13 protein-coding genes are annotated in these 13248 nt (G+C 67.0%); 10 read left to right on the top strand and 3 right to left on the bottom strand.

What is annotated here, in order from left to right; all coding sequences use genetic code 11:
- Nucleotides 1–32: 32 nt before the first annotated feature.
- Genes GY170_RS01195 through GY170_RS01185 form a run of 3 tightly spaced genes read left to right on the top strand, consistent with a single transcriptional unit; the run spans nt 33 to nt 2331 of the window.
- Nucleotides 33–245, top strand: a complete 213-nt coding sequence (locus tag GY170_RS01195; RefSeq protein ID WP_163889203.1) for a hypothetical protein — start codon at nt 33–35, stop codon at nt 243–245.
- Between the two features lie 4 nt (nt 246–249).
- Nucleotides 250–1152: a 5-bromo-4-chloroindolyl phosphate hydrolysis family protein gene (locus GY170_RS01190; protein WP_163889201.1), complete on the top strand. Its 903-nt coding sequence runs from the start codon at nt 250–252 to the stop codon at nt 1150–1152.
- Between the two features lie 9 nt (nt 1153–1161).
- A complete protein-coding gene (locus GY170_RS01185) occupies nt 1162–2331 on the top strand; it encodes a toxic anion resistance protein (RefSeq protein WP_163889199.1) in 1170 nt (389 codons plus the stop codon).
- On the opposite strand, the gene GY170_RS01180 is transcribed toward GY170_RS01185, so the two are convergent.
- Entirely contained in the window at nt 2328–3191 is an 864-nt protein-coding gene (locus GY170_RS01180; protein WP_163889198.1) for an SDR family oxidoreductase, read from the bottom strand. The genes GY170_RS01185 and GY170_RS01180 overlap by 4 nt on opposite strands.
- Before the next feature lie 92 nt (nt 3192–3283).
- On the opposite strand from GY170_RS01180, the gene GY170_RS01175 reads away from it, so the two are divergent.
- The gene (locus tag GY170_RS01175) at nt 3284–3667 is read left to right on the top strand and encodes a winged helix-turn-helix transcriptional regulator (RefSeq protein WP_163889196.1); all 384 of its coding nucleotides are present in this window, start codon (nt 3284–3286) and stop codon (nt 3665–3667) included.
- A gap of 201 nt (nt 3668–3868) precedes the next feature.
- On the opposite strand, the gene GY170_RS01170 is transcribed toward GY170_RS01175, so the two are convergent.
- On the bottom strand, nt 3869–5077 hold the full coding sequence (locus GY170_RS01170) for a hypothetical protein (RefSeq protein ID WP_163889194.1): 1209 nt from the start codon (nt 5075–5077) through the stop codon (nt 3869–3871).
- 156 nt (nt 5078–5233) lie between these two features.
- Complete coding sequence (locus GY170_RS01165; RefSeq protein ID WP_163889192.1) at nt 5234–6913, bottom strand: tannase/feruloyl esterase family alpha/beta hydrolase; 1680 nt, start codon at nt 6911–6913, stop codon at nt 5234–5236.
- A gap of 320 nt (nt 6914–7233) precedes the next feature.
- Between GY170_RS01165 and recF the strand changes: the two genes are divergently transcribed.
- The 6 genes from recF (at nt 7234) to GY170_RS01135 (ending at nt 13247) form a co-directional block, all read left to right on the top strand.
- Complete coding sequence (gene recF / locus GY170_RS01160; protein WP_163889190.1) at nt 7234–8319, top strand: DNA replication/repair protein RecF; 1086 nt, start codon at nt 7234–7236, stop codon at nt 8317–8319.
- A complete protein-coding gene (locus GY170_RS01155) occupies nt 8303–8833 on the top strand; it encodes a GNAT family N-acetyltransferase (RefSeq protein ID WP_163889188.1) in 531 nt (176 codons plus the stop codon). Before recF ends, GY170_RS01155 begins: the two co-directional genes overlap by 17 nt.
- 281 nt (nt 8834–9114) lie before the next feature.
- Nucleotides 9115–9735 carry a LysE family translocator gene (locus GY170_RS01150; RefSeq protein ID WP_163889186.1) on the top strand — a complete coding sequence of 207 codons (621 nt, stop codon included), beginning with the start codon at nt 9115–9117 and terminating at the stop codon, nt 9733–9735.
- Between the two features lie 92 nt (nt 9736–9827).
- On the top strand, nt 9828–12242 hold the full coding sequence (gene gyrB, locus GY170_RS01145) for a DNA topoisomerase (ATP-hydrolyzing) subunit B (RefSeq protein ID WP_163889184.1): 2415 nt from the start codon (nt 9828–9830) through the stop codon (nt 12240–12242).
- 232 nt (nt 12243–12474) lie between these two features.
- Entirely contained in the window at nt 12475–12810 is a 336-nt protein-coding gene (locus tag GY170_RS01140) for a hypothetical protein (RefSeq protein WP_167803280.1), read from the top strand.
- Nucleotides 12811–12932: 122 nt separating this feature from the next.
- Entirely contained in the window at nt 12933–13247 is a 315-nt protein-coding gene (locus GY170_RS01135; RefSeq protein ID WP_163889180.1) for an SMI1/KNR4 family protein, read from the top strand.
- Nucleotide 13248 lies beyond the last annotated feature (1 nt).

Raw genomic sequence — 13248 nt, 5'->3', positions numbered from 1 at the left:
AGGCCCCGGCCCCGCCCTGAACTGGAGCAGACATGATCCGCCTGATGCTCTTCGTCTTCCTGATCGCGCTCGTCGCCGTCTGTGCGCTGGCGGCGCTGGTGCTCGTGCGCCTCGCCCGTGGCCGGCCCGGCCCGGCGGCGCTGACGCGTGAGGGCGCCCTGCCCCCGGCCGTCACCGGCACCGCCTACGCGGTGCTGATCGCGCTGCTCACCGGCGTCTCCACCGGCCTGATCGGGGGGCTGTAGAGCCATGGCGAAGCCCTTCGGCGGCAAGTATTCTCCCCGCTCCAGCGACGTGCCGAAGGCCGGCCACCGCGGCCCGGGCGACCAGGCGCTCCGCGAGGCGACGCTCGACCAGGCGGCGATCGATTCCGCCGGCGGCATGGCGAACCTGCTCTTCGTGCCGGCGGTGCTGCTACTCGTCACCTCCTTCTTCGGCGGCGCGCTGTCGCTCGTCTCCGGCCTCGTCGGGGCGGCCGTCCTTGCCGGCGGCGCCACCCTGATGCGCGAGGGGCTGCGGGCCGAGGCGGCCTACAACGCCCGCGCCGCCGCCCGGCGCCCGGCGCTGCCCCGCAAGATCCTCGCCGCGCTACTCCTCGGCCTCGGCACCCTCGCCGCCGGCTTCGCCCATGAAGACGGGCTCGCCGGCCCCGCGCTCTACGGCCTCGCCGCCACGGCGCTGGCCCTCGTCGCCTTCGGCATCGACCCCTTGCGCGACAAGCGCGTCGACGGCGTCGACGACTTCCAGCAGGACCGTGTGGCCCGCGTCGTCGACGAGGCGGAGAGCTACCTCGCCCAGATGCAGGCCGCCATCGCCGCGCTGGCCGACCGCCGGCTCGACAACCGCGTCGCCGCCTTCCAGGCCACCGCCCGCCGGATGATCCGCACGGTGGAGGAAGACCCGCGCGACCTGACGGAGGCGCGCCGCTTCCTCGGCGTCTACCTTATGGGTGCCCGCGACGCCTCCGCCCGCTTCGCCGAGCTCTATGCCCGCCGCCGGGACGAGGGCGCGCGCGGCGATTACGAGGCGCTCCTGGCGGATCTGGAGGCGAACTTCGGCGCCCGCACCGAGAAGATGCTGGAGAGCGACCGCACGAACATGGACATCGAAATCAAGGTGCTGCGCGACCGGCTGCAGCGCGAAGGCGTGTGAGGGATCATCATGGCTGACAAGAACACCGCCGAGGTGGAAAAGGTGACCGCCGTCATACTCCCCGAGCCCGCGCAGGCCGAGGAGGTGGTGCCGCTGGAGGAGGCGACGCCCGAGATCTCCGCCGCAATCCGCGAGCGCATGGCACAGATCGACCTGTCCAACACGCAGAGCATCGTCGGCTTCGGCTCCACCGCGCAGGCGGAGCTGCAGGGCATCAGCCAGTCGATGCTGGCCGGCGTGCGCAACAAGGATGTCGGGCCGGCGGGCGACAGCCTGCGGGAGATCGTCAGCACCATCCGCGGCTTCTCCCTCTCCGAGCTCGACATGCGCCGCAAGCGCAGCTTCTTCGAGCGGCTGATGGGGCGCGCCTCTCCGATGGCGAAGTTCACCGCCAAGTTCGAGGATGTGCAGGGCCAGATCGACAAGATCACCGATGACCTTCTCAAGCACGAACATGCGCTATTGAAGGATATCGAGAGCCTCGACCTGCTCTACGAGAAGACCCTCGCCTTCTACGACGAGCTCGCCCTCTACATCGCCGCCGGCGCCGCCAAGCTGGCGGAGCTCGACGGCGAGGTGATCCCCGCGAAGGAGGCGAAGGTCCGCGAGGATGACGTGATGGCGGCGCAAGAGCTGCGCGACCTGCGCGCCGCCCGCGACGATCTGGAGCGCCGCGTGCACGATCTGCGGCTGACGCGGCAGGTGACGATGCAGTCGCTCCCCTCGATCCGGCTGGTGCAGGAGAACGACAAGTCCCTCGTCACCAAGATCAACTCCACCCTCGTCAACACCGTCCCCCTCTGGGAGACGCAGCTGGCGCAGGCGGTCACCATCCAGCGCAGCGCCGAGGCGGCGGGCGCGGTGAAGGAGGCGAACGACTTGACGAATGACCTCCTGAAGGCCAACGCGGAGAACCTGCGCACGGCCAACAAGGCCATCCGCACCGAGATGGAGCGCGGCGCCTTCGATATCGAGGCGGTGAAGGCGGCGAACGAGAACCTCGTCGCCACGATTAACGAGAGCCTCTCCATCGCCGACGAGGGCAAGAAGAAGCGCGCCGCCGCCGAGGTGGAACTGCAGAAGATGGAGGGCGATCTGAAGACCGCCCTCGCCTCTGCGAGGTCACGCGGCACCGGCACGGGGGAGGCGGTGGGCACCGCCGCCCCCACGAGGCGCTAGCTGAAGAGCTGCCGTACGCTGGTCTCGACCGGCGTCGTCGGCCGGCCGAGCAGCGTGGAGAGGTCCTTCGAACCCGGTGCCAGCACGCCCTCGCCGATGGAGGCATCGGACGCGGCGAGCATCTCGGCGACCGGCGTCGGCAGGCCGACCTGCTCGAGCGCCTTGGCATAGGCCTCCTGCGGGAGCGGGTTGTAGGCGATGGTCTTGCCCGAGGCCTCACTCGCGATCTCCGCCAGCTCGGGCATCGTGAAACCGTCATCGCCGGCCAGCTCGTAGGTCTTGCCCGTATGGCCCTCCCTCGTCAGCACGATGGCGGCGGCCTCGGCATAGTCGCTGCGGGGCGCGGCGGCGACCGGGGCATCCACGTTGGCGCCGATGAAGCTGCCGTGCTCGGCGCCCATCTGCAGCGACTGCGCGTAGTTCTCGAAATACCACGAGTTGCGCAGCAGCGTGACATTCAGCGAGGACGCGGCCAGCGCATCTTCCGTCGCCTGATGCTCCCGCGAAAGGATCGTGGCGCGCTCGCCCGTCCACTCACCCAGCTGGTAGAGCGAGGTATAGACCAGCTCGCCCACGCCCGCCTCTTCCGCCGCCTTGATGACAGCCTCGTGCTGCGGCCCGCGCCGGCCCACCTCTGAGCCGGAGATCAGCAGCAGCTTGTCCAGCCCTTCAAAGGCCGGGGCCAGCGTCTCGGGCTTGTCGTAATCGGCGAGCCGCACCGCGACGCCCTTGTCCGCCAGCGGCCTGGCCTTCGCCTCGTCTCGCACGAGGGCGACGATCTCGCCGGGGCTCACGCGCTTCAGAAGCTCTTCGATCACCAGCCCGCCAAGCTGGCCGGTTGCACCTGTGACACCAATCATTTCCAAGGTCTCCTTTATCTGCTGTCCTCCCTGACCTAGATGAGCTACTTACGAATAGTAAGTACCCACAGAAATGTAAGTGAGGGAAAAAGATGGCGACCCCCGAACAGGCGCAAACCCTCCGCGGCCGGCTGATGAGCGCCGACTGCCCGTCGCGGCAGGTGCTGCGCCATGTCAGCAGCCGCTGGGGCCTCCTGGTGATCCTCGCGCTGGGGGAAGGCGGGCAGATGCGCTTCTCCGAGCTGCGAAGCACCATCGGCGGCATCTCCGAGCGGATGCTCACCGAGACGCTGCGCAACCTGGCGGAGGACGGCATCGTCACCCGGCAGGATCATCACGAGGTGCCGCCCCGGGTGGATTACACCCTCACCCCCCTCGGCCACGGGCTGGCGGAGCGGGTGCTCGGCCTCGGCGCCTGGATCGAAGAGAACATCGGCGAGATCGTCCGCGCCCAGCGCGCCATCGCCGCCGAATAGGGTGGGATGTCGCACAAACGCTCGGGTTTCTGGATCTTGCCGGGAGCCAATGGCAAGCAGTCCTGACCCGGCTGCCAAGTGTTTCCGACCCGAACCAGACCTTCAACGTGGGGGCGTGTGAGTGCCAGCGCTTGGGGACGGAGCGACCTTCGCAGCGGTTGGCGGCTCTAAAAACTGACTTAGGATTCATGCGAGCCGCCCTTACGAACTTCCTAGCATTGCGGTGGATAGGCTGCCCCTAATCGCTTCCACATTATTTACTACCGAAGATACAGAGTTCTGAACGATCCAACTTGGACACAAGAAATCCGTCCACATTCGGCACATCATATGCTCCCCAATAATGAAGTAAGCTTCTTCGTCCTCCGCAAACAAATTCGAAAAATGGATTTGGCACTGGATGTCATGTTCGTCGGCCTCGACGGACAGCCTTGTGCCCTCAATTGCTAAACTATCCTCGAAGGCTGCCATGTCAAGAAACGTGAAAATGTGAACCCGTCCCTTAACAAATCCTTCATAATGCGCGGCCTCTGAGAGAGTTAATGCATATGGGTAATAACAACCCCAAGCCTTGTTTGTTTTGATCTGATTGACAGCATTCACCAGAACCCTTGAGGAACCGAAGCCACTCAAGAGCACATTGTAGTCTGGCGTATCCTCCATAATGACAACAACTTTCAGGCAATCGTCAACCTCAAAGCTCGTGGAGCCTACCTCGCTTGCTTGTTGGACAGCCTCTTGCAGTTGGCCACAATATGATTTGGGAGGCACTGCAAACTCCGCCCTAAGAGTTGTACCCGGAAGACCTCGAAAACCTTCACTATGATCCAGAGCAAGAAAGCTAGAAAGAGCTTCTAACTTCTTTTTTTGGCGCTTGCTTCGACTGTCTTTCGTCTTGGACGACTTAACTTCAATAGGAACAGGATCGCTGCCTCCCAACAGGCAAATATCGCCATAGCGCAACACGTTTGTGATGTCACATAATACAGCTGGAACCTTATGCCCGATAGCAGTTTCTAGAAGAGATATCTCTGCAGCGGCGCCAGCCTTGTCTGTGATGAAACCACCAGATTGCTTGGGGTTCACCGTATCCACATCGAAGAAGGTCTGCTTCAATGCAAACCTGTCCATGTACAGAAACGCCAAACAATCCCCAAGGCACAGAAAATTATATCGGACATATTGCCACTCACGAGGATCCCCTTTGTCTCTCTTGACTTCCCGAATTTCCCTTTCTGCCTCTAAGATCGCATCAATTAGCCGCCTCTGAATCTCAAGAAGTCGCGGGAGGTTTTCCAGGTCCTGAGATAATCCGTGAATATCACGATGGATCTCGAATAGTTCAGGGTAGAGACGGTTCTCAGCGGGAGGACTAAAGCTGTCGGTTGCTGCATAGGGTGTCTGTCGCATTGGAAACCTTCACGAGAGTGGAGGCACGTCGTCCAGCCTCGTCCTGTCGCTCAAAATGTTCGACAACCTTATTGAGTTTATAGAGACTGGCACAGAAATTCCACCTCCCGCTTAGGTCCGCGCCGCCGCGGGAGGGCGGCGGCGCGGGGAGGAGCCTCACTCGCAGGTGAAGCTATCGGCAGAGGCCTCGTCGCCGCTCTCGTAGCGGGCGATCTGCGGGTAGGGGCAAAGGGGCCGCGTGATGCTGCCGAGGGCCGCCTCGGCCTCGCTACCGGGCAGCGTGCCCGCGATGATGGCGCCCGGCTGCTCGCCATTCTCCACCCAGTCCACCAGCGCGGTGAAGAGATCAAAATCGCTGGTGGAATTGGCCCCGGCGCCGTGCGGCATGCCCGGCACGGTGTAGAGCCGCGCGAACTCCTCCGCGTTGCCGCCGTTGTTGGCGTCGAGCGCCTCGTACCAGTCAATGGTATCGACGACCGAGAACACCGGGTCGCTGTTGCCATGCACGATGATCATCTTCGCCCCGGCATCGCGGAACTCCGCCAGTTCCGGGTCATCGGCGCCCGGGGGCGTCATCACCTCCATCGCCGATTCGGAGTAGGCCTCGTCTGTGGCGAAGATCTTCGGCGCGTCCTCGTCGAAGTCGAAATCGAGGAGGAACTGCTCCAGCTCGGCCGGCGAGCCACCCACCTCCGTCGGCGGGGTGGTGAAGATGTAGGAGAGCGAGCCCGCCCCCATCGTCGCGATCAGGGGCATGTTGTCCCACGGCGGGATCGGGCTCTCCAGCTTCCAGAAGCGCCAGTCGCCGCTGCCGATCCCGGTATCGAAGACCCAAGGGGAGTAGAGCTGCTCGCCGGCGGAGTTCGTCGGCCCGGCATGGATGCGCGCCAGCACCTCCGTCTGCTCCGGCGCGAGGCAGCCGGCGTTCTGGCCGTCCTCGCAGGCGAGCGCGGTCACGTCGAAAGCCTCCTGGCAGGCGGGGCTGTCGCCTATGATCCCGTCTTCCAGCCCGTCGAACCCGTCGCAGACGCCCAGCATCTCCTCGGCCACCAGCGACAGATCGTCGGTGGAGAAGGCGGTGCGCACATCGCCGGTGATCGACTTGAAGGCCTGGATGTCCCACGCGTGCTGCACGGCGGCCTTGGGCAGGTTGAAGCCGGGGTAGCCGATGAGCAGCCCGTCGAAGGCCTCCGGCATCCGCGCCGCCGCGATCATCGCGTGGCGCCCGCCATTGCTGCCGCCGACGCCGTAGGCGTGGCCGATCTCGCTGCCATAGAAGCCCTCGACCACCGCGCGGGCGATCGGGTCCAGCACCGCCACGGCGCCGTAGCCGTAGTTGCGCCGCGCCTGCGCATCGAGGCCGAAGCGGTTTCCGGAGGCGAGGCCGGCTGTCTCCGCCTGCGCATCGCCCGCGTGCCCGGCATCGCTGGAGACGACGGCGTAGCCGCGCGACAGCGCCGTGTCCGACGTGTCGGCGCCCATCAGCGGCCCGAAGGCCGGCACCACGGCGCCATCGTTGCCGCCGTTGAACTGGTGGACGAAATCGCCGTTCCACTCGTCCGGGAGGCGCACTTCGAAGCGGATGGCGTAGCTCTCCCCGTCCATGCCCTCGCGCTCCTGCGTGACGGCGGAGACGAGGCAATGGGCCACCGGCGCCTCCTCGCCGGCCTCCACATGGCTCACCGCCGTCACCCGCGTGCCCTCGGCAAGGCGGAGGCTTTCGGCCAGATCCTCGCCGCAGGCCAAGGGGCCATCCTGGGCGAACGCCGCCCCGGACAAGGCGGCCAGCGCCGCGAGCGGCCCGGCGAGCCGGGCTCCGGTTCTCAATCCTGTCATGTCATCCTCCCTTCCCGGCCGCGACAGGCGACCGGCCCCTGAATTGTTTATCAGGAAACTGTTTCTGACAAGACGATTGACCCCCCCGCTCCGGCGGCCTGCCCCCTTTCATCTGGCCAAAAATACCTTGGCGGTCGCCCTTGGTGCGCCACCGGTTCAAGCGCCAATGGCGACGGGGCTGCCCCCCTCCGGCCCGCCCCTTTTCATCTGGCTAAAAATACCTCGGGGGTGCGGGGGCTGGCCCCCGCCCCGGCCCCCGAGACACGCTCCCCTCACCGCACCCTTGCCCCCTCGCCCGCCGCACCCGATAGTCCGCGCCGATGCCGCACCTCTCCACCCTCACCCTCTCGCACTTCCGCTCCTGGCGGCGGGCGCAGCTCCCGTTCGACGGGCGGATCGTGGCGATCCACGGGGCGAACGGCGCGGGCAAGACCAACCTGATCGAGGCGATCTCGCTGCTCTCCCCCGGCCGGGGCCTGCGCCGTGGCTCGGCCGAGGAGTTCGCGCGCCGCCCCGAGGCGCTCGGCTGGAAGATCGCGGCGGAGCTCGACAGCGGGCAGGAGCTGGAGACCTCCGCCGAGCCCGGGGCCTCCCGCGCCGTGCGCATCGGCGGCAAGGCGGCGCCGCAGGTGGCGCTGGCCAGCGAGCTGCGGATGCTCTGGCTCGTCCCCTCGATGGACAGGCTCTTCATCGAGGGCGCCGAGGGGCGCCGCCGCTTCCTCGACCGGGCCGCGATGAGCTTCGAGCCGGCCCATGCCGAGGCGACGCTGGCCTATGACAAGGCCATGCGTGAGCGAAACCGCCTCCTGAAGGACATGGTGCGCGACGCCCATTGGTACGAGGCGCTGGAGGGGCAGATGGCCGCCGCCGGCGCCCGCATCCAGGCCGGGCGAGCGCGCACCATCTCTGCGCTGATGGCGGCTCAGAACGCCGCCGAGACGGCCTTCCCGGCCGCGACGCTCTCCCTCATCCACCCCGAGGCGGGGCCGCAAGGGTCCGACGAGGGGCTGCGCCGGCTCTTCGCCGAGGGGCGGCGCCGCGACATGGCGGCCGGGCGCACGCTCGACGGCCCCCACCGCGCCGACCTCGCCGCCATCTGGGCGGAGAAGGCGATGCCCGCCGCCGACTGCTCCACCGGCGAGCAGAAGGCGCTGCTGATCTCGCTGATCCTCGCCAATGCCCGGGCGCTGGCGGCGGACGGCCCCGCACCGCTCCTCCTCCTCGACGAGGTCGCGGCGCATCTCGACGCCGCCCGCCGCGCGGCGCTCTACGACGAGATCCACGCCCTCGGCGCGCAGGCCTTCCTGACGGGCACGGGGCCGGAGCTGTTCGACGAACTGGGCGAGCGCGCCCTGCGACTTCAGATCACGGAAGAGGAGGGCGAAAGCCATGCCCATCGCCATTGAGCGCGTCGAGGAGATGCGCCTCGCTGCCCCGCTGGAGGCGGAGATCGCCGCCCTCATCGCCACCGCATGGGACGATTACGAGGGCCGCAGCTTCTACAAGCAGCGCCACCACCTGCGCCTGCTGGCCCGCGAGGAGGGCCGCCTCCTCGGCCACATGGCCCTCGGCCTGCGTGCCGTGCGGCTCGGCGACGACCTCGTGGACATCGCCACCCTCGGCGAGGTCTGCACCCACCCCGAGGCGCGCGGGCGCGGAATCGCCTCGGCCCTCCTGCAGGAGGCCATCGCCGAGGCGAAGGCCTCGCCGGCCCGCTTCTTCCTGCTCTTCGGCGTCGCCAAACTCTACCCCGCCGCCGGCTTCCGCCCCATCACCCAGAACCTGCGCCTCCTCGGCATGGACGGCGCCCGCTCGCTGCGGATGGTCCACAGCCGGGCGGATGACCTGATGGTGCTGGAGCTGAGGGGTGAGGCCTGGGACGAGGACAAGCCGCTGGACCTGATGGGCGGGAGCTTCTGAGTTGGGCGCTTCGGTGAGGCGGCGGGAGAGTTGAGAATGCGGGACCGGGGCCAGCCCGTCGCCATCGTCTCTCGGACCAATGGCGCGCCAATGGCGACCCCCGAGATTCTTGGACCAAAAACAGGGGGGCGGGTGGTGAAGGCCCGCTCCGATCCATTGTGGCGCACAGTGATTGAGGGACGCAGGACGCGGCGGACGAGTCCGAAGCGCCGCGAGGGCGGCGGGCATCGACAAGGGGGAGGCGGCGCTCTAGCAGGGAGCCGCCTCAAGGGGAGCGGGACATGACCATCGGCGCCGCGGAGCTCGGCCTTTACGCCTTCGCCATCCTGCTGCTGTTCCTGACACCGGGGCCCGTCTGGGTGGCGCTGCTGGCCCGCGCCCTCTCCGGCGGCTTTGCCGCCGCCTGGCCGCTCGCGGTGGGCGTGACGCTGGGGGATATCCTCTGGCCGCTGCTGGCGATCCTCGGCGTCTCCTGGGTGCTCTCCGTCTGGGGGGACTTCCTGCACGCGCTGCGGCTTCTCGCCTCGCTGATCTTCCTGATCATGGGCGTGCTCATCATCCGCCACGCCGGGCAGCCGCTCGGGGCCAACTCGCGCCTCACCCGGCCGGGACGCTGGGCGGGCTTCGCCGCCGGCGTCGCCGTCATCATCGGCAACCCCAAGGCCATCCTCTTCTACATGGGCATCCTGCCCGGCTTCTTCGACGTCGCCGCGCTCCGCTGGCCCGACGTGGTGGCGATCTGCACCGTCAGCTTCGCCATTCCCTTCATCGGCAACCTCTGCCTCGCCCTCTTCATCGACCGCGCTCGCCGCCTGCTGACCTCTCCGCGGGCCCTTCAGCGCACCAACTACGTGGCCGGCGGATTGCTCATCCTCGTGGGGCTCATTCTGCCCTTCATCTGATTGCGCCCCGCCCCACGAAATATGGGGCCGGAGGCGTGACAAGGCCCCGTAAAATGACTATATTTTGCGCTTGGGCAGACAGGACGGATTACATGGCAGACCCCGCAGAAAACTTGCCGGAGTACGGCGCCGATTCCATTAAAGTTCTCAGGGGCTTGGATGCTGTCCGCAAGCGCCCCGGCATGTATATCGGCGACACGGACGACGGCTCGGGCCTGCACCACATGGTCTACGAGGTGGTCGACAACGGCATCGACGAGGCGCTCGCCGGCCACGCGACCTACGTGACGGTCAAGATCCACCCCGACAATTCGGTCTCGGTGCGTGACAACGGCCGCGGCATCCCCACCGACATCCACCACGAGGAAGGCGTCTCCGCCGCCGAGGTCATCATGACCCAGCTCCACGCGGGCGGGAAGTTCGACCAGAATTCCTACAAGGTCTCGGGCGGCCTGCACGGCGTCGGCGTCTCCGTCGTCAACGCCCTCTCCGACTGGCTGGAGCTGACGATCTGGCGCGCCGGCAAGATCCACTTCGCCCGGTTCGAGGGCGGCTTCACCGCCGAGCCGCTGCGCGTCATCGGCGACAGCGACGGCGAGACCGGCTCCGAGATCCGTTTCCTCGCCTCCACCAGCACCTTCTCCAACCTCGATTACTCCTTCGAGACGCTGGAGAAGCGGCTGCGCGAGCTGGCCTTCCTCAACTCCGGCGTGCAGATCATCGTCGAGGACGAGCGCCCCGCCGTGCCGCTGCGCACCGAGTTCAACTACGAGGGCGGCGTGCGCGAGTTCGTGCGATACCTCGACCGGTCGAAGACCCCGCTGATGCCCGACCCCATCCACGTGGAGGGGGAGAACAACGGCATCACCGTCGAGGTCGCGATGTGGTGGAACGACAGCTACCACGAGACGGTGCTGCCCTTCACCAACAACATCCCCCAGCGCGACGGCGGCACGCACATGGCCGGCTTCCGCGGCGCGCTGACGCGGGCGATCACCAAGTACGTCTCCGAAAGCGGCATGGCCAAGCGCGAGAAGGTCACCATCAGCGGCGACGACGCCCGCGAGGGGCTGACCTGCGTGCTGTCGGTCAAGGTGCCCGATCCGAAATTCTCCAGCCAGACCAAGGACAAGCTCGTCTCCTCCGAGGTGCGCCCCGCGGTCGAGAGCCTCGTCTACGAGAAGCTCGGCGAGTGGTTCGAGGAGAACCCGGCCGAGGCGAAGACGATCATCACCAAGATCGTCGAGGCTGCCGCCGCCCGCGAGGCCGCCCGCAAGGCCCGCGAGATCCGCCGCAAGTCGGCGATGGACGTCAACTACAACGCCTCCAAGCTCAAGGATTGCTCGGAGAAGGACCCGAGCAAGACCGAGGTCTTCATCGTCGAGGGCGACAGCGCCGGCGGCTCGGCCCAGACCGGGCGCGACCGGCGCACGCAGGCCGTGCTGCCGCTGCGGGGCAAGATCCTCAACGTCGAGCGGGCGCGCTTCGACCGGATGCTCTCCTCCCAGGAGATCGGCAACCTCGTGATGGCGCTCGGCACCGGCATCGGGCGCGACGAGTTCAACATCGACAAGCTGCGCTACCACAAGATCGTCATCATGACGGACGCTGACGTCGACGGCGCCCACATCCGCACGCTGTTGCTGACGTTCTTCTTCCGCCAGATGCCCGAGCTGATCGAGGGGGGCTACCTCTACATCGCGCAGCCGCCGCTCTACAAAGTGGCGCGCGGCAAGTCGGAGGTCTACCTCAAGGACCAGCCGGCGCTGGATGACTACCTCATCCAGCAGGGCGTCGAGGGCGCCGTCCTCCGCCTCTCCGACGGGTCGGAGATCGCCGGGCAGGACCTCGCCCGCGTGGTGGACGAGGCCCGCCAGCTCCGCCGCGTGCTCGATGCCTTCCCGACGCATTACCCGCGCCACATCCTCGAGCAGGCCGCCATCGCCGGCGCCTTCGTGCCCGGCGCCGTGGATGCCGACCTGCAGGGCGTGGCCGACAAGGTCGCCGCCCGGCTCGACCTGATCGCGCTGGAATACGAGAAGGGCTGGCAGGGCCGCATCACGCAGGACAGGGGCATCCGCCTCAGCCGCATCCTGCGCGGCGTGGAAGAGCTGCGCACCCTCGACGGCCCGATGCTCCGCTCCGGCGAGGCGCGGCGCACCGGCTCCCTCACCGACAGCCTGCGCGAGGTCTACGAGAAGCCGGCGACGCTCGTCCGCAAGGACCGCAACCAGCTCATCTACGGCCCGCTCGACCTGCTCGCGGCGATCCTGGAGGAGGGCCAGCGCGGCCTGACGCTCCAGCGCTACAAGGGTCTCGGCGAGATGAACCCCAACCAGCTGTGGGAGACGACGCTCGACCCCGGCGCGCGGACGCTCCTTCAGGTGCGCGTCGACGACGCCACCGAGGCGGACGATCTCTTCACCAAGCTGATGGGCGACGTGGTGGAGCCGCGGCGCGAGTTCATCCAGCAGAACGCCCTGAGCGTGGAGCATCTCGACTTCTGATCGCGGCCCGCAGGGATTCGCTGGCGGCGCGCATGGATTTGCGCGCCGCCGGACGCACGCGCGGTCCGGAACAGGCGCGCGCGCAATACCCTCCATCACCACGCGAGAGTCCCCGCGATTCAGTATCTTGACGCGTTCGAAAAGCTCGCGCCATGTCAGCCGTATTGTTGGTTCACATGGTGACGTCAGGACGATGGACAAGGAAACGTTTGCCAGGCAGCTCGCCCTTTCGATGGCAAGGACGCCGGACAGCATTCTCGGGCTCGCGGAGCGCCCCGTCGGCCGCGGCGTCTCTGCCGAGCGCAAGGCGCGGGCCAGCTGGCTCGCCGGGCTGGATGAGGGCAGCCGCCAATGGATCCATCAGCTGGTGGACGAGGGCGTGCATGCCGGTGTCTTCGGCGTCCTCTGTGTGCTCGACCACGTCAGGTTCCTCGAGGATGGCGAGGACAAGGGCACCTTCACCCTGACCCACACCTCCCCGTCCGGAGAGCAGACGCAGATCAATCCCGATCAGGGCGAGATGCTGCATGACCTCTACAACGCCTACAGGCGGAGCGCGCAGTCATGAGCAAAGCTCGCAAACCCACGCCCTCCACCCTCGCCCCCGATACGCTCGATCTGCTGGAGCGCGTGCTGGGCGCGCGCCTGCCCCCGGCCTACCGCGACTGACTTGCCGCGCGGAACGGGCAGATGCCCGAACATCGCGTCATCACCTTCGTGGAAAACGGGCAAGAGACAGACACGAGATTGCATTACCTCTATGCCGTCAATTCCGAGCACGATTACGACGACCTCTGGCTCTACAACTCGAGATACGGGGAACACCTGCGCCCCTGGTATCTGAGCATCGGCGGAGATCCCTTCGGCAACCCGATCGTTCTGGCGCTGAAAGGCCCGAACCACGGGAAGGTGTTTTTCAGCGACCACGAAGTGCCCTTCGACGTCGGCCTGCACGTCATCGCGCCCAGCTTCGAAGCGTTCCTCGCCGGCCTGACGGCGGAGTGAC

Source organism: Pseudoroseicyclus tamaricis (genome assembly GCF_012070395.1).
In the GTDB taxonomy this organism is placed as follows: domain Bacteria; phylum Pseudomonadota; class Alphaproteobacteria; order Rhodobacterales; family Rhodobacteraceae; genus Pseudoroseicyclus_A; species Pseudoroseicyclus_A tamaricis.
This window is presented reverse-complemented; position numbering and strand designations above follow the sequence as displayed.

What these genes read in the sequence shown, in the direction of transcription:
- GY170_RS01190 (WP_163889201.1), top strand. Translation starts at nt 250, where the DNA reads ATGGCGAAGCCCTTCGGCGGCAAGTATTCTCCCCGCTCCAGCGACGTG.
- recF (WP_163889190.1), top strand. Translation starts at nt 7,234, where the DNA reads ATGCCGCACCTCTCCACCCTCACCCTCTCGCACTTCCGCTCCTGGCGG.
- GY170_RS01140 (WP_167803280.1), top strand. Translation starts at nt 12,475, where the DNA reads ATGGCAAGGACGCCGGACAGCATTCTCGGGCTCGCGGAGCGCCCCGTC.
- GY170_RS01180 (WP_163889198.1), bottom strand. Translation starts at nt 3,191, where the DNA reads ATGATTGGTGTCACAGGTGCAACCGGCCAGCTTGGCGGGCTGGTGATC.
- GY170_RS01175 (WP_163889196.1), top strand. Translation starts at nt 3,284, where the DNA reads ATGGCGACCCCCGAACAGGCGCAAACCCTCCGCGGCCGGCTGATGAGC.
- GY170_RS01170 (WP_163889194.1), bottom strand. Translation starts at nt 5,077, where the DNA reads ATGCGACAGACACCCTATGCAGCAACCGACAGCTTTAGTCCTCCCGCT.
- gyrB (WP_163889184.1), top strand. Translation starts at nt 9,828, where the DNA reads ATGGCAGACCCCGCAGAAAACTTGCCGGAGTACGGCGCCGATTCCATT.
- GY170_RS01150 (WP_163889186.1), top strand. Translation starts at nt 9,115, where the DNA reads ATGACCATCGGCGCCGCGGAGCTCGGCCTTTACGCCTTCGCCATCCTG.
- GY170_RS01195 (WP_163889203.1), top strand. Translation starts at nt 33, where the DNA reads ATGATCCGCCTGATGCTCTTCGTCTTCCTGATCGCGCTCGTCGCCGTC.
- GY170_RS01185 (WP_163889199.1), top strand. Translation starts at nt 1,162, where the DNA reads ATGGCTGACAAGAACACCGCCGAGGTGGAAAAGGTGACCGCCGTCATA.
- GY170_RS01165 (WP_163889192.1), bottom strand. Translation starts at nt 6,913, where the DNA reads ATGACAGGATTGAGAACCGGAGCCCGGCTCGCCGGGCCGCTCGCGGCG.
- GY170_RS01155 (WP_163889188.1), top strand. Translation starts at nt 8,303, where the DNA reads ATGCCCATCGCCATTGAGCGCGTCGAGGAGATGCGCCTCGCTGCCCCG.
- GY170_RS01135 (WP_163889180.1), top strand. Translation starts at nt 12,933, where the DNA reads ATGCCCGAACATCGCGTCATCACCTTCGTGGAAAACGGGCAAGAGACA.